Annotated in this window: 25 protein-coding genes; 15 read left to right on the top strand and 10 right to left on the bottom strand. The window is 54.0% G+C overall.

The window, feature by feature from the left end; genetic code table 11:
- Positions 1 to 133: 133 nt before the first annotated feature.
- Both ACQGQ5_RS10315 and ACQGQ5_RS10310 read left to right on the top strand, forming a co-directional pair.
- Positions 134 to 940 (top strand): HAD-IIB family hydrolase, encoded by an 807-nt coding sequence (locus tag ACQGQ5_RS10315; protein ID WP_455736418.1) that lies wholly within the window; start codon positions 134 to 136, stop codon positions 938 to 940.
- A gap of 343 nt (positions 941 to 1,283) precedes the next feature.
- Positions 1,284 to 3,104 carry a glycosyltransferase gene (locus ACQGQ5_RS10310; RefSeq protein WP_455736417.1) on the top strand — a complete coding sequence of 607 codons (1,821 nt, stop codon included), beginning with the start codon at positions 1,284 to 1,286 and terminating at the stop codon, positions 3,102 to 3,104.
- Positions 3,105 to 3,235: 131 nt separating this feature from the next.
- Here the strand turns inward: ACQGQ5_RS10310 and ACQGQ5_RS10305 are convergent, their stop codons facing one another.
- The 4 genes from ACQGQ5_RS10305 to cbiM form a co-directional block, all read right to left on the bottom strand.
- Positions 3,236 to 3,412, bottom strand: a complete 177-nt coding sequence (locus ACQGQ5_RS10305; RefSeq protein ID WP_455736416.1) for a DUF1540 domain-containing protein — start codon at positions 3,410 to 3,412, stop codon at positions 3,236 to 3,238.
- A gap of 87 nt (positions 3,413 to 3,499) precedes the next feature.
- Positions 3,500 to 4,285, bottom strand: a complete 786-nt coding sequence (locus ACQGQ5_RS10300) for an energy-coupling factor ABC transporter ATP-binding protein (RefSeq protein ID WP_455736415.1) — start codon at positions 4,283 to 4,285, stop codon at positions 3,500 to 3,502.
- Positions 4,286 to 4,293: 8 nt separating this feature from the next.
- Positions 4,294 to 5,082, bottom strand: a complete 789-nt coding sequence (locus ACQGQ5_RS10295; protein ID WP_455736414.1) for an energy-coupling factor transporter transmembrane component T — start codon at positions 5,080 to 5,082, stop codon at positions 4,294 to 4,296.
- A gap of 22 nt (positions 5,083 to 5,104) precedes the next feature.
- Positions 5,105 to 6,103 (bottom strand): cobalt transporter CbiM, encoded by a 999-nt coding sequence (cbiM, locus tag ACQGQ5_RS10290; RefSeq protein WP_455736413.1) that lies wholly within the window; start codon positions 6,101 to 6,103, stop codon positions 5,105 to 5,107.
- Positions 6,104 to 6,537: 434 nt separating this feature from the next.
- On the opposite strand from cbiM, the gene ACQGQ5_RS10285 reads away from it, so the two are divergent.
- Positions 6,538 to 7,164 carry a flavodoxin family protein gene (locus ACQGQ5_RS10285; RefSeq protein ID WP_455736412.1) on the top strand — a complete coding sequence of 209 codons (627 nt, stop codon included), beginning with the start codon at positions 6,538 to 6,540 and terminating at the stop codon, positions 7,162 to 7,164.
- A 71-nt stretch (positions 7,165 to 7,235) separates the two neighbouring features.
- On the opposite strand, the gene ACQGQ5_RS10280 is transcribed toward ACQGQ5_RS10285, so the two are convergent.
- The 3 genes from ACQGQ5_RS10280 to ACQGQ5_RS10270 form a co-directional block, all read right to left on the bottom strand.
- Positions 7,236 to 8,069: an undecaprenyl-diphosphate phosphatase gene (locus tag ACQGQ5_RS10280; protein ID WP_455736411.1), complete on the bottom strand. Its 834-nt coding sequence runs from the start codon at positions 8,067 to 8,069 to the stop codon at positions 7,236 to 7,238.
- Between the two features lie 130 nt (positions 8,070 to 8,199).
- Positions 8,200 to 8,961 (bottom strand): protein-glutamine gamma-glutamyltransferase, encoded by a 762-nt coding sequence (locus tag ACQGQ5_RS10275; protein WP_455736410.1) that lies wholly within the window; start codon positions 8,959 to 8,961, stop codon positions 8,200 to 8,202.
- On the bottom strand, positions 8,958 to 9,980 hold the full coding sequence (locus tag ACQGQ5_RS10270) for a hypothetical protein (protein WP_455736409.1): 1,023 nt from the start codon (positions 9,978 to 9,980) through the stop codon (positions 8,958 to 8,960). The genes ACQGQ5_RS10275 and ACQGQ5_RS10270 overlap by 4 nt, the downstream gene beginning before the upstream one ends.
- A 207-nt stretch (positions 9,981 to 10,187) precedes the next feature.
- On the opposite strand from ACQGQ5_RS10270, the gene ACQGQ5_RS10265 reads away from it, so the two are divergent.
- The 7 genes from ACQGQ5_RS10265 (at position 10,188) to ACQGQ5_RS10235 (ending at position 16,505) form a co-directional block, all read left to right on the top strand.
- Positions 10,188 to 10,973, top strand: coding sequence for a phosphopantothenoylcysteine decarboxylase domain-containing protein (locus tag ACQGQ5_RS10265; RefSeq protein ID WP_455736408.1), 786 nt, complete (start codon positions 10,188 to 10,190; stop codon positions 10,971 to 10,973).
- Positions 10,970 to 11,509 carry a bifunctional phosphopantothenoylcysteine decarboxylase/phosphopantothenate--cysteine ligase CoaBC gene (gene coaBC / locus ACQGQ5_RS10260; RefSeq protein ID WP_455736407.1) on the top strand — a complete coding sequence of 180 codons (540 nt, stop codon included), beginning with the start codon at positions 10,970 to 10,972 and terminating at the stop codon, positions 11,507 to 11,509. Before ACQGQ5_RS10265 ends, coaBC begins: the two co-directional genes overlap by 4 nt.
- Positions 11,510 to 11,596: 87 nt before the next feature.
- Positions 11,597 to 12,151 carry a DUF2318 domain-containing protein gene (locus ACQGQ5_RS10255; protein ID WP_455736406.1) on the top strand — a complete coding sequence of 185 codons (555 nt, stop codon included), beginning with the start codon at positions 11,597 to 11,599 and terminating at the stop codon, positions 12,149 to 12,151.
- A 129-nt stretch (positions 12,152 to 12,280) separates the two neighbouring features.
- On the top strand, positions 12,281 to 14,152 hold the full coding sequence (locus ACQGQ5_RS10250; protein WP_455736405.1) for an urease accessory protein UreH domain-containing protein: 1,872 nt from the start codon (positions 12,281 to 12,283) through the stop codon (positions 14,150 to 14,152).
- A 22-nt stretch (positions 14,153 to 14,174) separates the two neighbouring features.
- Positions 14,175 to 14,318: an LDCC motif putative metal-binding protein gene (locus ACQGQ5_RS10245; protein WP_444644223.1), complete on the top strand. Its 144-nt coding sequence runs from the start codon at positions 14,175 to 14,177 to the stop codon at positions 14,316 to 14,318.
- Positions 14,319 to 14,416: 98 nt separating this feature from the next.
- Positions 14,417 to 15,109, top strand: a complete 693-nt coding sequence (locus tag ACQGQ5_RS10240; protein ID WP_455736404.1) for a response regulator — start codon at positions 14,417 to 14,419, stop codon at positions 15,107 to 15,109.
- Positions 15,110 to 15,134: 25 nt separating this feature from the next.
- Positions 15,135 to 16,505 (top strand): sensor histidine kinase, encoded by a 1,371-nt coding sequence (locus tag ACQGQ5_RS10235; protein WP_455736403.1) that lies wholly within the window; start codon positions 15,135 to 15,137, stop codon positions 16,503 to 16,505.
- 34 nt (positions 16,506 to 16,539) lie between these two features.
- On the opposite strand, the gene ACQGQ5_RS10230 is transcribed toward ACQGQ5_RS10235, so the two are convergent.
- A complete protein-coding gene (locus ACQGQ5_RS10230) occupies positions 16,540 to 16,881 on the bottom strand; it encodes a rhodanese-like domain-containing protein (protein WP_455736402.1) in 342 nt (113 codons plus the stop codon).
- A gap of 176 nt (positions 16,882 to 17,057) precedes the next feature.
- Between ACQGQ5_RS10230 and pta the strand changes: the two genes are divergently transcribed.
- A complete protein-coding gene (gene pta, locus ACQGQ5_RS10225; RefSeq protein WP_455736401.1) occupies positions 17,058 to 18,047 on the top strand; it encodes a phosphate acetyltransferase in 990 nt (329 codons plus the stop codon).
- Positions 18,048 to 18,456: 409 nt separating this feature from the next.
- Here the strand turns inward: pta and ACQGQ5_RS10220 are convergent, their stop codons facing one another.
- Positions 18,457 to 18,903 carry an RrF2 family transcriptional regulator gene (locus tag ACQGQ5_RS10220; RefSeq protein WP_455736400.1) on the bottom strand — a complete coding sequence of 149 codons (447 nt, stop codon included), beginning with the start codon at positions 18,901 to 18,903 and terminating at the stop codon, positions 18,457 to 18,459.
- 359 nt (positions 18,904 to 19,262) lie between these two features.
- On the opposite strand from ACQGQ5_RS10220, the gene cysK reads away from it, so the two are divergent.
- Positions 19,263 to 20,195, top strand: coding sequence for a cysteine synthase A (gene cysK, locus ACQGQ5_RS10215; RefSeq protein ID WP_455736399.1), 933 nt, complete (start codon positions 19,263 to 19,265; stop codon positions 20,193 to 20,195).
- A 114-nt stretch (positions 20,196 to 20,309) separates the two neighbouring features.
- On the opposite strand, the gene ACQGQ5_RS10210 is transcribed toward cysK, so the two are convergent.
- Complete coding sequence (locus ACQGQ5_RS10210) at positions 20,310 to 20,756, bottom strand: flavodoxin domain-containing protein (RefSeq protein ID WP_455736398.1); 447 nt, start codon at positions 20,754 to 20,756, stop codon at positions 20,310 to 20,312.
- A gap of 263 nt (positions 20,757 to 21,019) precedes the next feature.
- Between ACQGQ5_RS10210 and ACQGQ5_RS10205 the strand changes: the two genes are divergently transcribed.
- The 3 genes from ACQGQ5_RS10205 (at position 21,020) to ACQGQ5_RS10195 (ending at position 24,769) form a co-directional block, all read left to right on the top strand.
- Entirely contained in the window at positions 21,020 to 21,430 is a 411-nt protein-coding gene (locus ACQGQ5_RS10205) for an RrF2 family transcriptional regulator (RefSeq protein WP_455736422.1), read from the top strand.
- Between the two features lie 177 nt (positions 21,431 to 21,607).
- A complete protein-coding gene (locus ACQGQ5_RS10200) occupies positions 21,608 to 23,512 on the top strand; it encodes an acyl-CoA dehydrogenase family protein (RefSeq protein WP_455736397.1) in 1,905 nt (634 codons plus the stop codon).
- Positions 23,513 to 23,563: 51 nt separating this feature from the next.
- Complete coding sequence (locus ACQGQ5_RS10195; protein ID WP_455736396.1) at positions 23,564 to 24,769, top strand: FprA family A-type flavoprotein; 1,206 nt, start codon at positions 23,564 to 23,566, stop codon at positions 24,767 to 24,769.
- Positions 24,770 to 24,930 lie beyond the last annotated feature (161 nt).

Raw genomic sequence — 24,930 nt, 5'->3', positions numbered from 1 at the left:
CGGCGAGGCACAGTTGAAGGACCTTCCGGATTCGGATGTCAAACCCCATTTGATCTTTGACTCTGTTAAGCAAATCATTCCCTATCTATAAGATCCATCCTTGCCATACATCACTGAAAAAGGGGGCGGAGGAATGTCCATCAGGCTGATTGCGCTGGACGTGGACGGTACCTTGACCGATGAAGAGGGCAGAATCAGCGCGGAAAATGCTTCCGCGGTCAAAGCGGCCATGGAATCTGGAATCCGGGTGATCCTGGCCACAGGCAGGCCGCTCCAGGGTGTGGAGTCCATCTGCCGGGAGTTGGGAATGAACGGGCCGCTGATTCTGGGAAACGGGGCTTTGGTCCTGTCGGGGGATGAGGTGTGGTATCAGGATTTTCTGAGCCCGGAGGATTTGCGCGCTGTTTATGAGCATGGAATCACGGTCGGCGGCGTCTCTATGCTGGCCTTTCAGCCCGAGGTCATCCCCTACTGGTTCCCGCAGGACATGGACAAAAACTGGCTGTCGGATATTCTGGATTCGTTCCGGCTTTATAAGCGGTTCGGCGTCCCTGCGCCGATCGACCTGCCGCTTGAGCGGGTGAATAAGGTCATGTTTCTGGGCGACGCCCAGTCAGTCGCACAGGCGCTGGCCACATGGCCGGAGAAGATCGGGCATCTTGCAACGGGGCGCTCCTACCCTTATCTGGGAGAGGTCAATACGCCGACGGCCAACAAGGGCAAAGCGCTTTCCATTGTGTGCGGGCGGCTGGGGTTTTCTCCGGAAGAGGTCATGGCGGTCGGGGACGGTGAAACGGATTTGCCTATGCTTGATTTTGCGGAGACGGCGGTGTTTGTCCGCCGGGGCTCCGCAATTCCGAAGCTGCCCGGCGGTGCGCTTGTGGTTCCGACGGAAGAGCGCGACCGCGGCGTCGCCTGGGCACTGACGCACTGTATGTAATTTTGGGCTTTCTCAGGCAATTGTAATTTTACTTCTTTCATCCTGATTTTTCATCTTTTTAGAATTTACGCATTGTCCTTTATTTTAGCAGTCTGCCGGTTCGTTCCTACGAGCGAACCGGCAGACTGCTTTTTACGAAACTGACTGCGAAAAAAATATCGATGGACAGGAAAAATATATCGAACCAGATATATTCCAAATTCATAGAATGATAGTGAATATATTGAAAGCCTGAAAGAAAACAGGCCCGTATTTTTGCGGATCAGAGCCCGTCTCAGGACGAAAGCTGTACGCAAATCCCGTTTTTAGTCATTTTCAGTAATCCACAGGGAGTGATGCAGATATGGGTCGTAAAAGAACTCTCAGCCTGTGTGTAATTGTGCAAGAGGACGAAAGCGCTGTAGAAGAATGTCTTGAGAGCGTGGGGGATGCCGCTGACGAAATTATTCTTGTCGATATCGGTTCAGCCGGAAAAATCGCGGAAACCGCCGAAAAATTCGGAGCAAAGGTTTATTCCCTTCCGTGGAACGGCAGCATCAGCGACGTCAGAAATTATTCCATCAGTAAAGCGGGAGGAAAATGGGTCCTGCTGATGGACGACTGCGAGGTGTTTGAAAAGAGCGGACGCGAAGCCCTTGTGGAGTACGTTCAGCACTCCAGAAACCATGGATGCCATTTTACCGTCCTCAGTCCCGCGGAAAATCCCGAAGGCGGACCGTGCTATACGATGTCCAATACCCTGCGCCTGCTGCGCAACGACGGACTTTACTGTTTTCGGGGGAAGGTACGGGAGCAGCTTTGCAGAAAGGACGGCAAAAAGGTCGCGAAGGGATTGTTTGAGCGAAAGGATTTCAGAATTTACCGCTTCAGCCGCTTTGAGGAAGCCGCGAAGGAAAAACAAAAGAGAAGAGAGAATTGCGCGGTTCTTCTGAAAGAGCTCGAAGAAGAGCCGGAGAATCCGTTCCTTCAGTTCCATCTGGGCAATGAATATCTGTCGGATTCCGATTATAAAAACGCGGCCTGTTTTTATGACAGGGCATACGCCAATATGGATGAGACGCAGCCCTACGCGCCCCATCTGGTTTACCGGCGCGCAATCGCATATGATCGCTTGAAGCAGTATGAGCGCTCCCTGAAAGCGATTGAAGAGGCGCTTGCCGTTTATCCCCAGTGCACGGATCTGGAGCTGCTCCGGGGCGCGGTTTATTCGGAATGGGGAAGATATACGCTGGCGATCGACAGCTTTCAGCGAGGTATGCGGATGGGCGATCCTCCGCCCGAACTGAGGCTGGCCGGGGACAATCCGGCCGGGCCGCTTTTGCTTCTTGCGGATCTGTACGTGCGGCTCTGCGATTACGAAAGAGCTTTCCAATGCTACAAGCAGGCGGTCGTGCAGGAACCCTTCCACTACCAGACCCTTTATTCCGTCGGGCATGTCCTCAACCAGATGTATGAGGACAAACGGACGGCCGTCGCAAAGCTGACGGCGTTTTTTTCCAATCTGGAGGATCCGCCCAACCTCATCGTGCTCACGGATATTCTGATCGAGGAAAAGCTTTACGCTTACGGCGTGGTTTACTGGGATATTCTTGCGAAGCAGCCCGCATACGAAACGGACAAAACTTTTCTGCGGGCGAAGCTGTATTTTTATACGCGGGAGTATGAAAAGGCATGGAAGCTGTTTGAACCGCTGGCGGCCACGACCCCCGCGGGCGCCGTTTTGCGGCAGGCCGGAGGGGAGAGCGCGGAGTACCTGTATCTTTTATCCCTGATTCTGGGAAACGGAAAGACGGAGGAGTGCATCCGTCTGGCGAAAGGCGGCTGCGACGAAGCAACCGTCCGTACCTTCCGGCAGATCTGGAACGTATACCGGGGGAACGGCGGGCTTGCTTTCCGGAAGGATGAAAACTGGAAGAGAGTTTTAAATGCAGTGACGGTCCTTTTTGACAGACTGATTCGCGCGGGGGAGTTCGATCTGTTTCAGAAGCTGCTGTATGTTTTAAACGACATAAACAGTCCCGCGGCGTTGACTGCTTTGGCCGGCGTGTATTTCAGCAACGGATACGATACGCTGGCGGCTGACCAGATTGTGCGTTCTGTCAGAGAGCTGAATTATCTGGACGCCGCAGGGCTGAATATTCTGCTCCGAACAAGCAGAAAATAGAAATCTTCTGGGAAAGCGATAGCCGGGCGCGGATGCGGACGGCTATCGTGCTTTTTTAGCTTTAGCGGTAAAAAAGAACCGAAGAAGCAAAAGCGTTTTGCCCGTTCGGTTCGTAATGATTTCGCTTTTAATTACTGTTTGCGCTGAAAGGACTCGCAGTCGGTGCACTCTTCCACTGTCGGGCTAGCCTCGTGGGTACCGACCTGGATGCAGTCCAGGCTGCAGTAGTCCTGACTCTGGCAGTGATATTCACACTGGTCAACAGAACATTTTATACTTTCATTGGCTTTTTTTCCATTGTTCATCATTTTAAAAGACCTCCTTTCCAACAGTTATTTTGTCCATGAAAATGCAAAATATCATTGGAAAGAGTTTGAACTTTGCAAAACAAAAAATTAAAAAGGATGAATATGGAAATGCTGGTGACCGTTTCCCGGGTGCCTGTGGTAGTATTCGTCGATCAGATTTGCTTTTTTCAGAAGCTCTGTGTCCTCCAGCAGCTCCTGAGCCGGTTTGTCGGCGGCAATGGTGTGGTTTTCGTCAAACAGGACCGCTCTGTCCGCAATCTCCTGCACCATCTCCAGGTCATGTGTGGAGGAGATCAGCGTTTTTCCGGACTCGTGCAGCTGAATCAGGAAAGAGGCGAACCATCGCTGTGTCCGCGGGTCAAGCCCGTTCAGCGGCTCGTCGAAAACAAGGACCTCGGGGTTCAGCGCCAGCACGCAGGCAATGGCCACTTTTTTCTTTTCGCCGCCGCTCAGATGATACGGCTGGCGGTGGCGGAAATCCCGGATATTCAGGAGTGCGAGGCAATCCTCCACCCTTTTTTCGACTTCGCTTTCATCCATGCCCATCTGGCGCGGGCCGAAGGCAATTTCGTCGTACACGTCGGAGCAGAACAGCTGTGTGTCCGAATTCTGAAACACGAAGCCGATCCGTTGATGAAAGCGCTTGGAAAACACGGGGTCCTGCATTTTTTTCCGCGTAATGCTTTCTCCCGCGAAACGGTATTCTCCGCCGTCGGGAAAGAGAATGCCGTTCAGAAGCTTTAAAAGGGTGGATTTCCCGCTTCCGTTCACGCCCATCAGCGCGACGGACTCGCCTTTTTCGATACGCAGGCTGATATGCTTCAGCGCGGGAATTCCCTCGTAGGAATACGATACGTCGTTTAATTCAATCATTGATTTCTTCATCCTAAATAAACAAAAATGACGATGAACGCGGCATGGACCATGACATACAGAAAATCCGACGCCGTAAAACGGAAACGCCGCCGGACGCGGTAGCTGCCGGTAAATCCTCTGCATTCCATGGCGGAGTACATGTCCTCCGCCATTTCCTTCGAGCGGAGGAACAGGGTCCCGGCGATCCCCGAAAGGGAGGAATATTTTCCCGTGTTTTTTCCCACCGATCTCAGCTTCAGCGAATAAAACAGGTCCAGCGACAACTCGCCCAGCAGGACGATATACTTAATGGTAATATCCAGAACAAAAATGAAAATATCCGGAATAAAGAAGCTTTTCAGCGCGCCGGTGACACTGTGCCAGCCCGTGGTGTGGGAAAGAATGCCGACCGCTGTGACGGTCGCGAGCGTTTTGAGCGGGATCATCACCAGGCTGTACCGGTTCCCCATAAAAAACGACGGCAGGAGGATCAGAAACGAAAAGAACGAAATGACCAGCCCCGTTTTTAAAACGCGGAGAATCCGTTCGGCGGGCATCAGGCTTAAAGCCGCCAGCAGATACGCCCCGACGGCGGCGAGGAACCAGATGTTTTTGGAAAGGGAGAGCAGTACGATCAGCAGAAACGTGCCGGCAACCTTCCAGAGCGCGTGTACGCTGTGTTTTCCGCCGGTGTAGCCGCTTTGCGCCCGGACGCGCGACAGGATGCGCAGCAGGGAAAAGATGCTTTTATCGATAAAGGTGTCCCTGTCGGGAAGCGGTTGGTAATTTTCATCCTTCAGCAGCCATTCGGGCATATCTTACGGTTTCCTTCCAAATTTATTCGTGAACGCCGTGATTGTTCTTTTTCAGGGAAGATACGATTTTAAATACGATCAGCAAAACGGCGACGCCGGCGACTGCCGAAAGAATGTATCCCGCGACTTCGGGGATACCGCCGACCGAATAGTCGGGCATCATCGATTCAAAGCGGAAGCCGTTTTGCATTCCCTGAGGGATAAAGCCGAGCGCTTTGCCGTCGGAGACGACCTCCCGGATTTCGTCGGCGCCCCATTCGCCCCAGGCGGTGCCGGTGGCGAGCAGGCCGAGCGGCGTCAGCAGAATCAAAGCGGCAAGCAGCCCGTATACGGCTTTGCTTTTTTCCTTTGCGCCTTCGTATATCGTGCCCGGGGATACCTTTTTAATGAATGCGAAAATGGCGGCGGAAAAGACCGCTTCCACAACGCCGGCAACCAGAAGATGGGGGATCAGCATGGCCGGGACGGAGACGGACAGGGGATAAGGGCTGTAAAGCGCCTGACCGGCGGCGTTCCGGAACAGAAGCGGCTGAATGCCGAACTCAATCGCGGCGCACAGCGCGGCGGCGTTGATGCCTATGTACGAGCCGATGACGATTCCGAGATATTCGCCTTTTTCAGAGCGCACCCTGTCCCTGATGAGCTTATAAACGAAATATCCCACGAACGGTAACACGAACGCCATGTTGAAGCAGTTTGCGCCGAAGGAAAGGATTCCGCCGTCGCCGAAAAACAGGGCCTGTATCAGCAGTGCCACCGAAACGGAAATACAGGCCGAAAACGGCCCCAGAAGGACCGCCAGAAGGGTCCCGCCCACCGCGTGGCCGGTTGTGCCGCCCGGAAGCGGAACATTGAACATCATCATTAAAAAAGAAAACGAAGCGCCGATTCCCAGCAGGGGCATTTTGGCCCTGGTGATTTCCTTCTTTACCTTTTTCACGGAAACCGCCCAGACCGGGACGACGGCCGCGCCCAAAGCCGCGCAGGTGGCGGGGCTCAGATAATTGTCGGGAATATGCATGTTACAACCTCTCCAATCACAAAAAATAACCCAAAAAGAACTACTTCAGTAGCTGCTTTTTGGGTTCATCAAATTCAAAAGAAATGTTTGATCGCGGCCTTCATGGCTTATATTGATATTATTTTACCACAGCGCGGAGCTTTTGTCAATTGAGCGACGGCGCGGCGCTTCTGAAAACGGATGGAAAATATTTCAAAATCCCTCATATTGTTATTGACATTACGGCGATCAGGAGTCATAATTTAATCGGAATAGATCGTTGACGTATTGCGTTTTGAAAATTCAGTCTGTATTCCTGTGTGCAGATCGGACCGGACCGGTTGCTGTAACCGGCCCGGTCCGATCACCTTACGGGACGGATCGCTGTTCCGGAGATTTTGAAGGAAATCTCTCCGCCGTCCGCGGTGAGATTAAAATAGGATGGAGGGTTCAAAATGAAAGTCATGCTGATCAACGGAAGTCCTCATGAAAAAGGCTGCACGTATACGGCCTTGTGCGAGGTTGCCGGTGAGCTCGAAAAAGCCGGAGTGGAAACCGGGATTTTTCAGCTTGGCCAGCAGCCGATCCGCGGCTGTATCGACTGCGGCTTCTGCAAGAAGAACAAGGGCAACAAATGCGTGTTCGGCAACGATCCCGTGAACCACGCGCTGGAAAAGGCCAGAGAAGCGGACGGCTTTGTTTTCGGCTCTCCCGTCCACTACGCGGCGGCGTCCGGAATGCTGACGTCTTTTCTGGACCGGTTTTTCTATGCGGGCACCGTCCTGAAGTATAAACCGGGCGCGTCCGTGGTAAGCTGCCGCCGCGGCGGGGCAGCGGCCGCGTTCGACCAGCTGAACAAATATTTTACCATTTCGAGCATGCCGGTGGTTTCCTCCCAGTACTGGAACATGGTGCATGGGAATACGCCCGAGGAAGTGCGCCGGGACCTGGAGGGGATGCAGACCATGAGGACTCTGGGCAGAAACATGGCCTGGCTTTTAAAGTCCATTGAGGCCGGAAAACAGGCGGGCGTTTCCATCCCGGAGGCGGAAGAGCCGCAGGTCACGAATTTTATCCGGTAAAAGTCCGCCGTGCAAAACCGACAGAAACAGAACTGCCCGTTCCTTTTCGGAGCGGGCAGTTTTTATGAAGATTATTTTCCAGCCAGAAGGAAATACAGGACCACCACCACTCCCAGGACAATCCGGTAATAACCGAACGCCTTGAAATCGTGCTTCTTGATATACCCCATCAGAAACTTGATGGCAAAGACGGAAACGAGGAACGCCGTGATCATACCGGTCGCTAAAATCATCCCTTCCGCGGGGGTAAAGGCGAATCCGAATTTCAGCATCTTGATCAAGCTGGCGCCGAACATCACGGGGATCGCAAGGAAAAAGGTAAATTCCGCCGCGATGCTTCTGGAGGTCCCGATCAGCATAGCGCCGACGATGGTGGCCCCGGAACGGGAGGTCCCGGGAATCAGCGCCAGCACCTGGAAGATGCCGATGAAAAGGGCTGTTTTATAGGTCATCTGCGAAAAATTGCGAACAGCGGGCCGCTTGTTCCGGTTGCGGTTTTCAATCACGATAAACAGCACGCCGTAGAGAATCAGGGTGACCGCCACAGTCTGGTAATTGTAAAAGATTTTATCGATCTGGTCGTTGAACAGGATCCCGATGATGCCCGCCGGAATGCAGGCGGCGAGAACTTTCAGCCAAAGATCGACGGTTTCCCGCTTCTGACCGGCCGTCTTTTTGGGGGAGAAGGGATTCAGCTTATGAAAATACAGAACGACGACCGCCATGATGGCGCCGAGCTGGATGACCACTAGAAACATTTCCTTAAACGCGGGGCTTACGTTCAGCCTGATAAATTCATCGGCAAGGATCATGTGCCCGGTGCTGCTGATGGGCAGCCATTCGGTCAGCCCTTCTATGATTCCCAGCACAAGCGCTTTCAGGATATCGATCAAGACCACTGTCATCACTCAAATCTTCGTTATTCATCCGGTGCTTACGGATTGCCTTCTATTATAAAATACTTATCTGTCAAATACAAGCAAAATAAAGCGCCGCTCCCGCTTTTACAGGGGCGGCGCCGGAGAAAACAACACGTCAGGCGGCGCTGCGCCGGGAGATACCGTAGAGCCGGTTAAAGTTCGGCCGTCCGGCCGAATCGAGCAGATGAGCGTATTCGTCCGCGTCCTCGCTGCGGTTCTGGTTGAGTGCGCGGATAATCTGGTCCGCGTTGCGGATGCCGATGCCGTGCCCGTAGTATTTGCCGTCGCCCAGGTCGATGACATTTTCACCCTGCCACTGCGGGACCAGCGGGTCGACGTCGGGATTCGCGAAATACCGCCGGTCCCCCGGCAGGTAGACGTCTCTTTTGCTGATATAGCCGACTTCGCGGAGAAGCGGGTCGATATGGTGCCAGTTCATCAGTTCGATTTTCGGGAAGGTCCTGTCGAACAGGGTTTCCCCGTAGACGGACAGAAGCGCCTTATAATAGACGATCATCATGGCGGTGGCGCATTCCGTGCCGTATTTGGAGCCGTTTTCATAGATATCCATGATCGCTTTGGACGGCTTTACGCCGTCTTTCAGCAGGAAGCCCCCCTCCTGCGTCCTTTTCCAGTAATCCGGGTTGCACCGGGTTTCACGGAAAATTTCGAACCCCAGCCCGCTTCGGTAAAGCTGCAGGGAGGCTGCTATGATTTCTTTGCGCAGCGTCAGCTCAAATTTCAGCTGATCGGCGGAGTCGTAGACGCTTTTCGCGCTGCTGGAAGCGAGCATATCGAGGATGGTCCTCTCTATGCTGCCGGGGGCGTATTCCCCTATGCTGTCGGGCTGAACCGTATTTCCTGCTATCACAATCATGCCAGTTCCCTCCGGCCATATTTGGCAATGTCGACCTGTTTGCTGACAGGATACTGCATCCATTCGTTCCACGAGGACTCGTTTTTGGTATGGAGGTTGTGGGAAAATGTCGCGAGGGCGGCCCTTTCGTCCTCCTCCACCTCGTGGAAATGCTCCAGATTGGCGATTTCCTCATCGGTCAGGGGGGTGAGAGGCCTGTTGCTGCGCGGGGAAACATCCTTGCAAAGGTACTTTGCTTCCAGATTGACCCCGCAGACGGAGGGGGCGTTGGTCAGCTGGAGGCTTTCCCCCGTGAAATAGACATAGGGGCTGTTTTCCTTCAGCCATGAAAGGTACGCGTCGTACTGCTTCTGTTTGTCACTGCCTGTGTTCAGCGGCGTATCCTCCGGAATGTGCAGAAGCTGGCAGGCCAGCTCGACGTCCTTTTTGTAGGGGGAACGCAGCTTCGCCGCAATGTGTGTGAGCGACTGCGGGTCGCGCGCCCGGAAGAAAGCCCAGATCAGGTCGTGGTTATAAACGCCCCTGCGGTTGCGTCGGAAAATCAGGTCCGCTATGACCGGCAGAACCGTTTTTTCATGGTGCGTTTTCACCAGCACGGACGCGATGATATCCAGAATCTGGTCGAATTCGGCGCTCAGCCCGTCTTCGCCCGCGCCGGTGTTGAACATCCAGAGCATTACGGAGTGGACGTCCTCGCTTTTTAAAGAAATTTCCCCGCCCGTACCGTCCTGCGGCTTTTTTGCGTTCCTGATTTTTTGGCAGATGTTCAGCGCAGTGCGGCTGCGTTCACTGAGCTCCTGATACAGGTTCCGCTCCCGGATCTCCGGCTGCAGGACAAACAGGGTGGCAAAGAGGAGCCTATCGTCGTTGATGAGCCTGACGGCGTTTTGCCTGTTTCCCCTTTCCGTTCTCAGGAAAGTGCTTCTGCAGAAGTTCGCTCCCCGCGCGCGTCTGATACGGTCCAGATAACCGATGGGACCGTTGTAGCCCGAATTCATCCTAATCGCGCTTCTTTCCATTATGAAATAGTCCCAGAAGGGCCTTCCTTCCATAATATTTTGAAAGAGCGTTTTTGGTTTCTGTAATCGACGGAGTAAACGGAAAAAAAGGAAGAATTCTAATATGGGACACGGATGGAACCGGAACGCGGCGAGTTGACAAATTCCGCGAAATCATATACATTAAAACCACAGGAAATTGATATGGATAAGCAAGGATGTGAGCGCTTGAATTTCATTGTTACCGCGGGCGGTACACGGGAAAGAATCGACGCGGTCCGGACCATTGCGAACGAGGCCACCGGGAAGCTGGGCAGCCTGATTGCGGAAGAGCTGGCCGAAAGGCTTTCGGGAAAAGAACACACCGTCTACTTTCTCTGCGGTACGGGCTCGTGCCTTCCAAAAACAGAGAGTGGGAAGATACGCGTCCTGCATATTGAAGGGACCGATCAGCTGCAGGATACGCTGATCGGCCTGCTGAAAGAACGGGAGATCGACGCGGTCATCCATTCCATGGCGGTGAGCGATTATAAAGTCGGCAGCGTGACGACGCCGGAGCACATTGCGCGGGCGCTGATGGAAAGATTCCGAAGCGCGCCGCTTCCGCTTCCCGAAGCGGAGTGGGAGCGGGCGGTCGCGCAGGCGGTTTTTGCCCGGCCGCTCAGCGCGGAGCACAAGATCAGCTCCGACTTGGAGCATCCGGTGCTGGTGCTGGAAAAAACGCCGAAGATTATCGGCCTGATCAAAGACGCCAGCCCGAAGACCCTTCTGGTCGGATTCAAGCTGCTCAGCGGGGTCAGCCGGAAAGTGCTGATCGATACGGCGTACGGCCAGCTGAAAAAGAATCGCTGTACTTACGTCCTCGCCAACGATATGGATTCCGTCGCACGGGGAAACCACGAAGGGTTTCTGGTGGACGAGAGCGGAAGCTATACGGCGTTTTCCGGAAAGGAACAGATTGCGAAGGGCGTCGCGGACAGCGTGCTGAAAAAACTGATGGAGGCTCAAGGATGAAAAATATGATACTGGGAGTGACCGGAAGCATTGCGGCGTATAAGGCCGCCGATCTGGCCCACCGCTTTTATAAACAGGGCTATCAGGTAGAGGTGATCCTGACGAACGGCGCCACGAAATTCGTAACGCCGCTCACGTTCCGCAGCCTGACGCAGAACCGCGTGTACACGGATGTGTTTCAGGACGATTTTCCGCAGGAAATCAATCATATTTCCCTCGCCACGAAAGCGGACGTCGTGCTGATCGCGCCCGCTACCGCCAACATCATCGGGAAGATCGCCTCCGGCATTGGGGACGACATGCTTTCCACCACGATTCTGGCCGTCAGGAACAAACCGGTGCTGATCGCTCCGGCGATGAATACGAATATGTGGGAAAATCCGATTGTGCAGGGGAATATTTCTAAATTGAAAAAATATGGTTACCAATTGATAGAACCGAAGGAAAGCCTGCTTGCGTGCGGAACTCTTGGAAAAGGCGCGCTCGCCGAGCTGGACGATATCTGCAGTGCGGTGAATGCCGTCGTAGGGCGGTAATTTGCTTCTGCGTTCGCTTCCATCTTCATAAATTCTCCACAATCTGTTGATAAGATGATGCCAAAACAGATCAGAGGAGTGCATGAAATGGCAAATTCCCAAAAACCAAATTCCGGCCGAAGGGCGGACGCGAAGAAAAAGAGCAATCGCGCGATTTATCTGAGCGCGGGTTTTCTGGTCCTTCTGGCCGCGGCTTTCTTTCTTGTGAAGGGGCTGACCGTCCCCAAAACGACTGCTCCGTCCGGCGCGTCGCTGACCAGCGTTGCAGAGACGGGCGCGGACGTTTCCATTGCCAAAAACGAGATCACCGAAACGGCGAAGTTTATTCCCTATAGCGCCGGGGGTATCAATATGGAACTGATCGCCGTAAAAGCGCCGGACGGCACGATCAGGACGGCGCTGAACACCTGTCAGGTCTGCTACGACTCCGGCAGGGGGTACTATGTGCAGGAGGGCGACGAGCTGGTCTGCCAGAACTGCGGGAACCGGTTCCAGATCAGTCAGGTGGAAAAGCAGAAAAACGGCTGCAACCCCGTGCCGATTCCGGAGGACGGTAAAACGGACGGCGGAACGACGATAACCATTTCAAAAGATTTCCTCCAGCAGAGCAAAACCCTGTTTGAAAACTGGAAAAGAGGATAGAAAGCAGTACCGCCGGCCGGCGGTACTGCTTTCTCGGTCAGGTCTTCATTTTCTTCTTCGATCTTCATAAAATCTTCACAGCGGGCTGGTAGGATGCAGCTACAATCATCTTCGGACGGGAGAAATGGTATGGAACGGAAGCTGGCACAGAAAACACTGAAAATAGAGGGCATGACCTGCGCGAACTGTGCCCTGAAAATTGAAAGTACACTCAGCGGGCTTTCCGGGGTGGAAAAGGTGTCCGCAAGCTACGGCAGCGGGACGGCGACCGTCGTTTACGACCCGGAAATCATTCGCCTTGAGAAAATTATTGCCGCGATTGAAGAGCTGGATTATCATGTAACAGACGATAAAAACCGCCGGAGCGCAAAAAAAGAAAGCGCCGGGAAGGAAAAGGCGGGCGGGACGGCGGACAAAAAATTCGTCAGCCAGCTCATCGGCGTCGGCCTGCTTCTTTTCGCGGGCTATCTGATTGTTCAAAATACGGTCGGCCTGAATTTTATTCCCGAGGTCTCCCAGAATATGGGATACGGAATTCTGTTTGTGGTCGGCCTGATTACCTCCCTGCACTGTGTGGCGATGTGCGGCGGAATCAATCTTTCGCAGTGCGTGTCCTACCGGTACGGGGAAAACGATACGGGCAAATGGGCAAAGCTGAAACCAAGCCTGATGTACAACGCAGGCCGGGTGCTTTCCTACACGGCTGTGGGCGGCGTCGTCGGCGGCCTGGGCTCCATCGTCAGCTTTTCGGGGACGGCAAAGGGGATCGTCGCGATCCTTTCCGGCGTGTTTATGGTGATGATGGGTCTGAATATGCTCGACCTGTTCCCGTGGCTGCGTAAATTTGTTCCCCGTATGCCCAAATTTTTCGGCAGCAGGATTTACCGGAATCAGGGGAAGCACGGACCGTTCTATGTGGGGCTTCTGAACGGGTTAATGCCCTGCGGCCCTCTGCAGGCGATGCAGATTTACGCGCTGGGTACGGGGAGCGTCCTGGCCGGAGCGGCCTCCATGTTCGTTTTCAGCCTCGGCACCGTGCCGCTGATGTTCGGCTTCGGCGCGCTCAGCTCTTTCCTGAGCGGTAAATTCACCCATAAAATGATGAAGGCCAGCGCCGTTCTGGTGATGCTTCTGGGCGTCGTGATGCTCAACCGGGGCTTTTCCCTTTCGGGAATCGGGTTTCCCGGCGTTTCCGCGGCGGCGGCCGGGGGCGGCAATATCGCCAGAATCGAAAACAATGTGCAGACCGTGTCGACAACGCTGCAGCCCGGCAGCTACAGCCCGCTTGTCGTACAGAAGGGCGTCCCGGTAAAATGGACGATCAGGGCCGACGCAGACTCGCTGAACGGCTGCAACCGGACCATCACGATTCCGCAGTACAACATTACCAGAACGCTGGAACCGGGCGATAACGAGATCGATTTCACCCCGCAGGAGACCGGTAAAATCACCTATACCTGCTGGATGGGGATGATCCGGAGCAATATTACGGTCGTCGACGATCTCGGTAATATTACCGGGCAGGAGGTTGCACAGGAGTCCGACCTTTCCGCGGGCGGCGCGGCTGCGGCGGGCGGGTGCTGCGGCAACACCCCGGCGAGATTCGCGGACGGCGGGGTCCCCACGGACAGCATCGGCGTTGCAAAAATCAGCGGCAAGGAGCAGGAAGTAACGGTTAAGGTGGACGATCAGGGCTACACGCCCGCGGTGGTCGTTCTTCAAAAGGGGATTCCGGCGAAGATCAAATTTGATACCGGCAGCCTGAATTCCTGTAACAGCATCATGGTTTTTCCGGAATACGGCGGTCAGCTGAATCTGAGCACGGATAAGGAAACGCCGCCGATCACGCCCGAGGAGGATTTTACTTTCCAGTGCGGAATGGGAATGCTCCATGGCTACGTAAAGGTGGTCGACGACCTCGGCAAGGCGGACCTGAATGCGATCAAAGCCGAGGTGCAGAACTATGTTCCCGCGGGCGGCGGCTCCGGCTGCTGCGGATAATTTTGTGAAAGAGGAAATTTGAATGCTGAAAATTTTTAGACGAATGAAAGCTTCCGTCAAACGATCTTTGGACCGCATGGCAAAGGAAAACCAGAAGCAGTTCGGCGGCGGGGTACCCGACTGCTGTAAAATGAACCGTCAGACCAACGACCGGCCACGAAAATAATACGCCGCTTTCAGAATCGGCAGGAAAATATGGTATAATAATCAAAACGGCAGGCTCCTTTTGAGAAAGGGGCTTTTGTCATTGGAGGCGAAAACGGATTGAACCGGAACAGAAAGTGGATTTTGGTTGTGGACGACGAGCCGAAGATTGTGGAGGTCGTGACGTCCTATCTTGAAAAAAGCGGATACGCCGTGCGCGGCGTTTTCAGCGGAAAAGAAGCCTATGAAAGCTTCGAAAGGGAGAAGCCGTCCCTTGTGATCCTCGACTGGATGCTCCCGGACACTACGGGGGAGGAAATCTGCCGGACGCTGCGGCAGAAGTCCGACGTCCCCATCATCATGCTGACCGCCAAGGTGGAGGAAGAGGACATCCTGCGCGGGCTGCAGATCGGCGCGGACGATTACGTAACCAAGCCGTTCAGCCCCCGCCAGCTTGTGGCGCGGGTGGAGGCGGTTCTTCGCAGGACGGAAGGCAATTCGTCCCCGGTCCTTTCTTTCCGCCGGGGAGAACTGATCGTGGATATGGACGGTTACGACGTCATGCTGAGCGGCCGTCCGGCCGGTCTGACCCCCAATGAATTCAGAATTGTCGGCGCGCTGGCAAGGCACCCGAACAAGGTGTTTACCCGCGAGGAATTGATCGCCATTGTCAGCGGGGACGATTTTAACGGATTTGACAGGGTCATCGATACCCATATTAAAAATATCCGCCAGAAGATCGAAACGGACACCAGAAATCCGGAGTACATTCTGACGGTTCACGGAGTCGGATACAAGTTCGGAGGCGATTGAGCTGAAATACAGTTTAAAATCAAAATTGTCGTTTTCCTATGCGGTGATGTCGCTTCTGATGGTCGCGATTATCAGCTTCTGCATCAATGTTTTGCTGCAGAACCGTTTTCAGGACTATGTCATCAACCAGCGGGAGCAGAGGAACAGCGAAATCGTCAGCATGATCGAAAAGCAGTATAACGGGTTGAACGGCGGCTGGAATACGAACGTCATTGAAAATATCGGCGTGAACGCCCTGGAACAGGGAGTCATTGTCAGGCTGAAAAACGCGGAAGGGAAAACGGTGTGGGACGCCACGGTCCACAATAACGGCCTCTGCGTACAGATGCTGACCCATATGTCCGAAAATATGAACAGCCGCTATCCCGGCTTCAAGGGCGGGTATGAGCAGAAGACGTATTCCGTCAGGGCAGGCGCAAAGGAAGTCGGGCACGTCGAGCTGGGGTATTACGGCCCTTATTATTTTACGGATAACGACATCGCTTTCCTGAACAGCGTCAACACCATCCTGATTGCGGTGGGCATTTTGTCGCTCGTGATGGCACTGATTCTGGGGACCTTTATGGCAAAGCGGGTGAGCGGGCCGATCTCCAAATCCATCCGTGCCGCGGGGCAGATCGCAAAGGGGAATTTTCGACAGAGAATCACGGAAAGCTCCGGAACGAGGGAAATGGCGCGCCTGACGGATACCATCAACTATCTGGCGGACTCTCTGGAAAAGCAGCAGGATTTAAGGAAGCGGATGACCGCCGACGTCGCGCATGAGCTGAGAACGCCCCTTGCAAACCTGCAAAGCTCCATGGAGGCAATGCTCGACGGGATCTGGGAGCCGGATGAGACCCGGCTGGAAAGCTGCCATGAAGAAATCATCCGGCTGAACCGCTTGGTCGGCGACCTGGAAAAGCTGGAACGGTATGAGGCGGAAAACGCATCCCTTTCGCTTTCCGAATTTGACGTGTCCGATCTGATCCGGCACATTCTGCATAATTTTGAATCGGAGTTCCGCAAAAAGGGCGTCGCGCTCTCCTTTGAGGGGGAGCCGGAAATCCTCCGCGCCGACCGGGATAAAATCAGCCAGGTCGTCACCAATCTTGTTTCCAACGCGCTCAAATATACCCCGGAGGGCGGACAGGTACGGGTGCGCGTGCGCACGGAAGAGCACAGTACCGAGCTGATCGTCAGCGACAGCGGGAAGGGGATTCCGCCGGAGGACCTGCCGTACATCTTCGAACGGTTTTACAGGGCGGACCGGTCGCGCAACAGGCTGACCGGCGGCCTGGGCCTCGGGCTTACGATCACGAAGGCCATTGTGGAAGCCCACCGGGGAACCATGGAGGTCGTGAGCGAGGTTGACAGGGGAACTGTCTTTACAGTCAGCCTGCCGAAATCCGGATAATCAGTAAATCCTGCAAAAGCATCCTTCGTAAATTTTACCGGCCGCTTACCGTCTGATACGGCCAGGAACGGATTCCTCCCATATTGCCGACGCGGGTATACCCCATTGCGGACAGCCGCCTGCAGGCGGCTTCGGCCCGCGCGCCGCTCAGACAGTAAACCAGAATCTCCCGGCTTTTATCCGGCACAGCCTTCTTGATTCCCTGCTCAAGCTCGTTAAGAGGGACCAGCCTGCTTCCCGGAATACGGATTTCCCTGTATTCCTCGGGGGTTCTGACGTCAAGCAGAAGAAGATCCGGGTTTTCCTCCAATCTTTTTTTTGCCTCTTTCGGGGAAACAGCCTCATATGTTTTTGTTCTGAGTAATGTATTGAACATTCTTTCATCGCCTTTCTTTTTTATTAATATAACCGGATTCTTTTATTTTCTCTGTGACTTGGTAACAGAATGCCGACGCGTTTTATGAAAACAGCGGATGAAGGGATTGTAATCTTGAAACATGAGTGTTATAGTGAAAACGTCGATATCATTAAAACAGCAGAAAGGTGATAAGCATGGAATTTATTGAGAGTATCATTGAGAGAGCAAAACAGACAAAAAAGACCATTGTCCTGCCGGAGAGCGGCGATATGAGAACCCTGCAGGCCGCCGCGGAGGTTTTGGAAAAGGGAATCGCCGATTTGATTCTTGTGGGCGACGAAGCGAAGATCAAAGAACAGGCCGGCGGGCTGGACCTTTCAAAAGCAAAGTTTGTAAATCCTCTGACTTCCTCCAGCCGCGAGGACTATATTCATACATTTTATGAGCTGAGAAAAGCAAAGGGCATCACGCCGGAAAAGGCGGAGCAAATCATGTCGGACAACGTTTTCTGGGCCGTGATGATGGTGAAAAAAGGCGATGCGGACGGAATGGTTTCCGGCGCGGCGCACTCCACGGCGGATACGATCCGTCCGGCTCTGCAGATTATTAAGACCGCTCCGGGCGTAAAGCTCGTTTCCAGCTTTTTCGTCCTTTCCGTTCCCGACTGCGAATACGGCTGCGAGGGCAACTTTGTTTTCGCGGACTGCGCGCTGAATATTAACCCCAACGCGGACGAGCTTTCCGAAATCGCGATCGCGTCGGCAAAGTCGTTCAAAAATATGGTCGGAGCGGAGCCGAAGGTCGCCATGCTGTCCTTCTCCTCTTACGGAAGCGGCAAAGACGAGCTGGTAGACAAAGTGGCGGAAGCGACGAAGCTGGCAAAGGAAAAAGCGCCGGAGCTTACGCTCGACGGGGAGCTGCAGGCGGACGCGGCGCTGGTGCCGAGCATCGGCCAGTCCAAGGCAAAGGGAAGCAGCGTGGCCGGTCAGGCAAACGTTCTGGTTTTCCCGGACCTGAACTGCGGCAACATCGCCTATAAGCTGGTACAGAGACTGGGGAAAGCGAAAGCGTTCGGCCCGGTGCTGCAGGGAATCGCAAAGCCGGTCAACGACCTGTCCAGGGGCTGCTCGGCACAGGATATCGTCGGCGTCGTCGCCATGACGGCGGTACAGGCACAGTCCTGACCTGCGTTTTTTATCAAAGAGCCTTCTTCGTTGGGAGCAGGCTTACAACAGCGATCCGGGGCAAGCCGTGCGTTTTACGCGCGGCTTTTTATATACAGAAAAATACCGCCGTTTTACGGGCGGTATTTTAAGAAAGAAGAGAAATATGAAAAAGATATTGAAACCCTCACCCGAGGTGCTTGTAATTGATTTTCCGGCCCTTGCGCAGACGTCGCGTCACTGACAAAGACCGGGGATTCAAATGTATTTGCGATGATTATAGTATAGGCATATTATGTGTATTTATGGTGAAGCTGATCTGAAAATTTTAAGAAATCTGTTTTGTAAGCTCCTCCGGGGAGGGTCGCGCCGGGGGTTCAAAATCAGAAAAGACCCGGGGGTACGTCCAAACGTCCCTCCGGGCCCGGTTTTAGATATAGAACATGAACCCGCCTTCCTGCGTCCTCTTTTCCACGTCATCCGCAATATCATAAAGGGAGATCCTTTTCAGCTCCGCCTCAACCGCGTTGTCGATGACGGAAAAAACGGAGTGCTGCATGGCCTGTTCCATTGCGGGGGCTTTCTTTTCCACCGACTCTTCCGTTTTCTCGAACAGGGACTGTTCCAGCGACCGCAGGATTTCGTATACGTTTATTTTCTGAGGGGGCATCGCAAGCTTGTACCCTCCCTGTGCTCCTTTGACGGCGATTACCAGCTCGGCCCTTTTTAAGAGGGAAAACACCTGCTCCAAATAAATTTTGGAAATCCCCAGCTTTTCCGATATGCTCACAATCGTAATACATTCGTTGGCGGCATAATTCTGCGCCATGGTGATCATGGCGGCCAGTCCGTACCTTCCTTTTGAAGAAATTCTCATGGGTTTCTCCTTTATAAAGATCATATTTTTATAATACCTATTTATCATATCTTGAAAGAAGGATTTCGTCAAGAGGGCGCGGGTCTTCCGGGTATCGAAAACAGAGATCCTGCCAACAGCCGCGGCCGGGAAATCCCGCTTGCTGGCTCTTTGCGGCCTTGACAAGCGGATTCTTTCCGGTTAAAATATTTTTATATATTAAACATATATGAAAATTTGCATATCTACAGCAATTTCATTTCGGTTTGAGAGACAAAGCACGTTTTTCCCCCGCCTTCGGCGGGGGAAAAACGTAATCTTGCTGCAGAATCAACTGGAAATGCTGTAAATCATTAAATTTGAACGGAGGTTTCCCGTAAATGTCGAAGATCTATCATAGTCTGACCGATCTGATCGGAAAAACACCTTTGCTGGAGCTGTCGAACTTTGAAAAGAAGCATGACCTGAAAGCCGCGGTTGTCGCGAAGCTGGAGTATTTCAATCCCGCGGGGAGCGTAAAGGACAGAATTGCCAAAGCCATGATTGACGACGCGGAAGGAAAGGGCCTTTTAAATCCGGATTCCGTCATTATTGAACCGACCAGCGGCAATACCGGGATTGGCCTTGCCTCCGTCGCGGCCGCCAGGGGATACCGGGTAATTCTCACCATGCCGGAAACCATGAGCATGGAGCGCCGGAACCTTTTAAAGGCTTACGGGGCGGAGCTTGTGCTGACGGACGGCGGCAAGGGCATGAGGGGAGCGATCGATAAGGCGGATGAGCTTGCAGGGGAGATTCCGAATTCCTTTATCGCCGGCCAGTTTGACAATCCCGCCAATCCAAAGATACACAGGGAGACCACCGGTCCGGAAATCTGGGAGGACACCGGGGGCAAGGTCGATTTCTTTGTCGCGGGGATCGGCACCGGCGGAACGATCACGGGGGTCGGGGAATATCTGAAGTCCAAAAATCCCGGCGTCAAGGTCGTCGCGGTGGAGCCGTTCGATTCACCGGTCCTTTCCGGGGGCAAGGCCGGGCCGCATAAAATCCAGGGAATCGGCGCGGGCTTTGTACCGAAGGTACTCAATACGGCGGTGTATGACGAAATTATCAAGGTGAAAAACGAAGACGCTTTCCGGACCGGCAGGGAGCTTTCCAAAACGGAGGGCCTGCTCGCGGGGATCTCTTCCGGGGCGGCGCTGTGGGCGGCCGCCGAGCTGGCAAGGCGGCCTGAGAACGCCGGGAAAACGATCGTGGCGCTTTTGCCCGATACCGGGGAAAGATATTTATCCACTCCACTTTTTTCTGAATAATATCCCACGCAAAGCGGCGGGCCGGGGCAATCGGTAAGATTGCCCCGGCCCGCTTGCCGATAAGCCCCGCGTCCCTCCCTGTTCCGCCCTCTGTGAGGGAGATGGCGCGCGGTTCTATTTTACCATTTCCAGAATGAATTGACTGGCGGCTTCCAGGTCGGCGTCGTCGGGATGCCCTTTGGAAATGCCCCCGACGAGCTTGAACGGCCCATAGGTGTCAAATCCCTTGCAGGAAAAATTTCCGGCGATGACGGCGCCTTTCTTTTTCAGCAGATCACTCAGGGCGCCGTGGCCTGCGGTACCTCCCATTCCGCTCGTAGAAAACACGAAGACCGGTTTGCCGTTCAGGCTGAGCCCCTCCACGGCTTCCATCAGCCCGCCGTAATGTTTCCCGTAGGCGATGCCCGCGCCGAATCCGATGATATCGTAATCCGAAAGATTTTTATTTTTGATTCCGTCCGCTTTGCAGAGCTCCGCGCCGGCAGCCTCCGCCATAGCGGAGGCGACCCTTGCCGTGTTGCCGTGATGGTAGGAGTCGTAAACAATCAGGCATTTTTTCAAAAGAGATTCCTCCTAAAATAAAATCGGGCTGTGCTGTCTCTATGATAGTATGACGACGGAGGAGATGCAATATTCCCACGATGAAAATCAATATTTTATTTTCGGGCGGTACGAAACCGATACGGACGGCTTTTGGAAAAAAGGCACAATTTTATCAGCGAACAGCAGAAAATATTGGCTATAAACTTGACAAACTATATCCAGAATGATACACTATAATCGATGAATAGAAACTTCCATTTTATGGAGCGGAGGGGTTTTATCTGCTGATTACAAGGGAAACGGATTACGCGCTGCGCATCCTGCGCGCGGTGTCCCACGGGGAACAGCTTACGGCCGGGGAAATCTGCCGGCGGGAACTGCTGCCGCAGCAGTTTGTATATAAAATTCTCAAAAAGCTGGAACGGGCCGGCTTGGTTCAAATCACCCGCGGTGCGGGCGGCGGCTGCCGGCTGGCGGCGGATCTGAAAAAGGTGAGCCTCTACGACCTGACGGAAGTGATGGATGCGGAAAAGCTCATCAGCGCCTGTATGCAGCCCGGGTTTCAGTGCGCGTGGCAGCAGAAATGCAGCGCTCCCTGTACGGTTCATCGGCAGCTTTCCCGGATTCAGGGCATTCTGGACGCGGAGCTGCGTGCGGTCAGCCTTCATCAGATGCTGTTTCAGGCGGATTGAAAATACTTCGGCATAGCCGGTGTTTTTTGCGGCCAAACTGGATAAGATTTATCAAGTATATTGCTGAGCGGAGGCCGGTTTTCCCGGTCCGCCGCGTTTCCTTACGATTCTGTTTTATAAATTTCTTATGGAATTCATAAAATGAAATATAACTGGTTATTAAAGGGAGGAATCAATATGTCTTTTAAAACGACGGAAGACCACGAAACTCTCCGTGCGAAGGTCCGGGAGTTTGCCGAGGCGGAGGTGAAGCCGCTGGCATTCCTGCTGGACAAGGAGAATGAATTTCCCGCAGACATTGTAATAAAAATGGGGCAAATAGGGCTGATGGGAATCCCCTATCCGAAGGAGTACGGCGGCGCGGGGCTGGACATGGTCAGCTATGCCGTTGCCGTGGAGGAGCTGGCCCGGGTGGACGGCGGAACCGGCGTCATCCTGTCCGCGCACACCTCGCTCGGGTCCTGGCCGATCTTTGCCTACGGCACGGAAGAACAGAAACAGAAATACCTGATTCCGCTGGCCAAAGGCGAAAAGCTGGGCGCTTTCGGCCTGACCGAGCAGAACGCGGGCAGCGACGCGAGCGGAACGGAAACCACCGCCGTGCTGGACGGCGGCCATTACGTTTTGAACGGCGGCAAGATTTTTATCACCAACGCCGACAAGGCGGATACCTATGTGGTGTTTGCCGTCACCACTCCGGACATCGGCACGCACGGAATCAGCGCGTTCATTGTGGAAAAGGGCTGGGAAGGCTTTACCTTCGGCGACCACTACGACAAAATGGGCATCCGTTCCTCCTCCACCGCGGAGCTGATTTTCAACGACGTGAAGGTCCCCTGTGAAAATCTTCTCGGAAAAGAGGGCGAAGGCTTCAAAATCGCCATGTCCACGCTGGACGGCGGCCGAATCGGGATCGCCGCGCAGGCGCTGGGCATTGCGCAGGGCGCCTACGAAAGCGCGCTGGAGTATTCCAAGGAGCGCGTCCAGTTTGGCAGGCCCATCTGTCAGCAGCAGATCATCTCCTTTAAGCTGGCGGATATGGCGACCAAGCTTCGCGCGGCCCGTTTTCTGGTCTACAGCGCCGCCGAGCTGAAGGAAAATCACGAGCCTTACGGCATGGAGTCCGCCATGGCAAAACAGTATGCTTCCGATGTCTGTCTGGAAATCGTCAACGACGCCCTCCAGATTTTCGGCGGCAACGGGTACCTCAAGGGCATGGAAGTGGAGCGTGCCTACCGCGACGCGAAAATCTGCACCATTTATGAAGGCACCAACGAGATTCAGAGAGTGGTCATCGCTTCGCACATTATCGGAAAGATGCCGAAGGATGCGGTTCCGTCCGGTGCCCAGCATGGACCCGTTACCGGCGTGCGCAAGAAGATGATCCTCAAGGAAGGCGCCGCCGGGGAGCGGGTGAACACGCTGGTGGAGGCCCTGAAAGCGGACGGCTACGACTTTACCGTCGGCATCGACATCGACACTCCCATCACCCAGGCGGAGCGGGTGGTCAGCGCCGGAAAGGGCATCGGGGAAAAGGAAAATATGGCACTGGTCAGGGCTCTTGCCGTTCAGGCGGGTGCGGCGCTCGGTTCCTCCCGCCCGGTGGCGGAAACGCTGAAATATGTGCCGCTGAACCGCTATGTGGGAATGTCGGGCCAGAAATTCAACGGCAATTTGTACATAGCCTGCGGTATTTCCGGAGCGGGCCAGCATCTGAAAGGCATCAAGGACGCCGCCACCATTGTTGCCATCAACAACAACCCCAACGCGCCAATTTTCAAAAACTGCGACTACGGCATTGTGGGCGACGTGCTGGAAATCCTCCCGCTGCTCACTGCCGCACTGGACAACGGGGAGGCTAAAAAGCCTGCGCCTCCCATGAAGAAAATGAAACGCGCCGTTGTGAAGAAGATAAAGCCCTCCTGGCACACCTATGTCTGCAACGGCTGCGGTTACGAATATGACCCCGCGGTGGGCGACCCGGAAAACGATATCCGTCCCGGCGTCCTGTTCGACGCGCTCCCGGAAGAATGGATCTGCCCGGAGTGCGGTGAGGAAAAAGACCAGTTTATTGAGGTCTGACCCGGTATGGAAGCCGGAAAACAATGATTTCGTATCAAGGAGGATTGAACCATGCATTGTGTCAGAAAAGTAACGGAAAATCTTTATTGGGTCGGAGGCAACGACCGCCGGCTTGCCCTTTTTGAGAATATTCATCCGATTCCGCGCGGCGTTTCCTACAACTCGTACCTGCTTCTGGATAAGCAGGCGGTTCTGTTCGATACGGTGGACTGGTCGGCCTGCCGCCAGTTTTTGGAGAATGTGGAGTATCTTCTGGACGGAAGGCCGCTCGATTATCTGGTTATCAACCACATGGAGCCCGACCACGGCGCGTCCATAGAGGAAATTTTGCTGCGCTACCCCAAGGCAAAAATTATCAGCACGGAAAAAGCTTTCATGCTCATGCGTCAGTTTGGTTTCCATATCGACGGCCGCATGGAGGAAGTGAAGGAGGGCGACACAAAATCCTTCGGGAAACATGTGGTGACCTTCGTGTCCGCGCCGATGGTGCACTGGCCGGAGGCAATGGTGACCTTCGACACGACCAACGGAGTGCTTTTCTCCGCGGACGCCTTTGGTTCTTTCGGTGCTCTGGACGGAAAGCTCTTTAACGACGAGGTGAACTTCGACCGCGACTGGATCGACGACGCCCGCAGATACTACACCAACATTGTCGGGAAGTACGGGCCGCACGTGCAGGCGCTTCTGAAAAAGGCGGGCGGGATCGACATCAGGATCATCTGTCCGCTGCACGGGCCGGTCTGGCGCACCGATCTGGGATATTTTCTCGATAAATACGCTCACTGGAGCAGCTACGAGCCGGAAGAGCAGGGCATCATGATTGTTTACGCCACCATGTACGGAAATACCGAAAGCGCTGCGGGAGCACTCGCGACCAGGCTGGCGGAAAAAGGCATGACCAATGTCGTGATGTACGACGTGTCCAAAACCCATGTGTCCTACCTGATTTCAGAAGCCTTCCGCCTCAGCCATATTGTGCTGGCCTCCGTTACCTACAATCTGGGGATTTACCCGCCGATGCACAATTTCCTGATGGATATGAAGGCGCTCAATCTTCAGAAACGCACCGTCGCGATTGTGGAAAACGGCTCCTGGGCGTGCAAGTCCGGGACCCTGATGCGCGAATTCCTCGAAAATGAGATGAAGGATATCAACGTGCTGGATGAGAAGCTGACGCTGAATTCCGCCATGAACGAGGATAACCTGCCGGAAATGGACGCCCTTGCCGACAGCCTGATCGCGTCTATGAAGCGATAACAAACAGAATCCGTCCGCGTCCTTATAAAAACTGCCGGGGTCAGAACTCCGGCAGTTTTTCCGTGTCCGGGGGCGGAATTCAGACGGCATTGCCCTTGCAATCACAGGATTTATGATATAAAGTTTATAGTATCGTATTATTTTACAATTGTCTGCCTGCG

This window comes from Caproiciproducens sp., assembly GCF_053840905.1.
Note: the sequence above shows the minus strand (reverse complement) of the source record. Positions and strands in the feature narration are given on the sequence as shown.

Coding starts and splice junctions, on each gene's coding strand:
- ACQGQ5_RS10195 (WP_455736396.1), top strand. CDS start 23,564: ATGCATTGTGTCAGAAAAGTAACGGAAAATCTTTATTGGGTCGGAGGC.
- ACQGQ5_RS10300 (WP_455736415.1), bottom strand. CDS start 4,285: ATGATTGAATTAAACGACGTATCGTATTCCTACGAGGGAATTCCCGCG.
- ACQGQ5_RS10295 (WP_455736414.1), bottom strand. CDS start 5,082: ATGCCCGAATGGCTGCTGAAGGATGAAAATTACCAACCGCTTCCCGAC.
- ACQGQ5_RS10200 (WP_455736397.1), top strand. CDS start 21,608: ATGTCTTTTAAAACGACGGAAGACCACGAAACTCTCCGTGCGAAGGTC.
- ACQGQ5_RS10230 (WP_455736402.1), bottom strand. CDS start 16,881: ATGTTCAATACATTACTCAGAACAAAAACATATGAGGCTGTTTCCCCG.
- cbiM (WP_455736413.1), bottom strand. CDS start 6,103: ATGCATATTCCCGACAATTATCTGAGCCCCGCCACCTGCGCGGCTTTG.
- ACQGQ5_RS10280 (WP_455736411.1), bottom strand. CDS start 8,069: ATGACAGTGGTCTTGATCGATATCCTGAAAGCGCTTGTGCTGGGAATC.
- ACQGQ5_RS10285 (WP_455736412.1), top strand. CDS start 6,538: ATGAAAGTCATGCTGATCAACGGAAGTCCTCATGAAAAAGGCTGCACG.
- ACQGQ5_RS10275 (WP_455736410.1), bottom strand. CDS start 8,961: ATGATTGTGATAGCAGGAAATACGGTTCAGCCCGACAGCATAGGGGAA.
- ACQGQ5_RS10255 (WP_455736406.1), top strand. CDS start 11,597: ATGGCAAATTCCCAAAAACCAAATTCCGGCCGAAGGGCGGACGCGAAG.
- ACQGQ5_RS10315 (WP_455736418.1), top strand. CDS start 134: ATGTCCATCAGGCTGATTGCGCTGGACGTGGACGGTACCTTGACCGAT.
- ACQGQ5_RS10250 (WP_455736405.1), top strand. CDS start 12,281: ATGGAACGGAAGCTGGCACAGAAAACACTGAAAATAGAGGGCATGACC.
- pta (WP_455736401.1), top strand. CDS start 17,058: ATGGAATTTATTGAGAGTATCATTGAGAGAGCAAAACAGACAAAAAAG.
- cysK (WP_455736399.1), top strand. CDS start 19,263: ATGTCGAAGATCTATCATAGTCTGACCGATCTGATCGGAAAAACACCT.
- ACQGQ5_RS10305 (WP_455736416.1), bottom strand. CDS start 3,412: ATGATGAACAATGGAAAAAAAGCCAATGAAAGTATAAAATGTTCTGTT.
- ACQGQ5_RS10310 (WP_455736417.1), top strand. CDS start 1,284: ATGGGTCGTAAAAGAACTCTCAGCCTGTGTGTAATTGTGCAAGAGGAC.
- ACQGQ5_RS10245 (WP_444644223.1), top strand. CDS start 14,175: ATGCTGAAAATTTTTAGACGAATGAAAGCTTCCGTCAAACGATCTTTG.
- ACQGQ5_RS10270 (WP_455736409.1), bottom strand. CDS start 9,980: ATGGAAAGAAGCGCGATTAGGATGAATTCGGGCTACAACGGTCCCATC.
- ACQGQ5_RS10220 (WP_455736400.1), bottom strand. CDS start 18,903: ATGAGAATTTCTTCAAAAGGAAGGTACGGACTGGCCGCCATGATCACC.
- coaBC (WP_455736407.1), top strand. CDS start 10,970: ATGAAAAATATGATACTGGGAGTGACCGGAAGCATTGCGGCGTATAAG.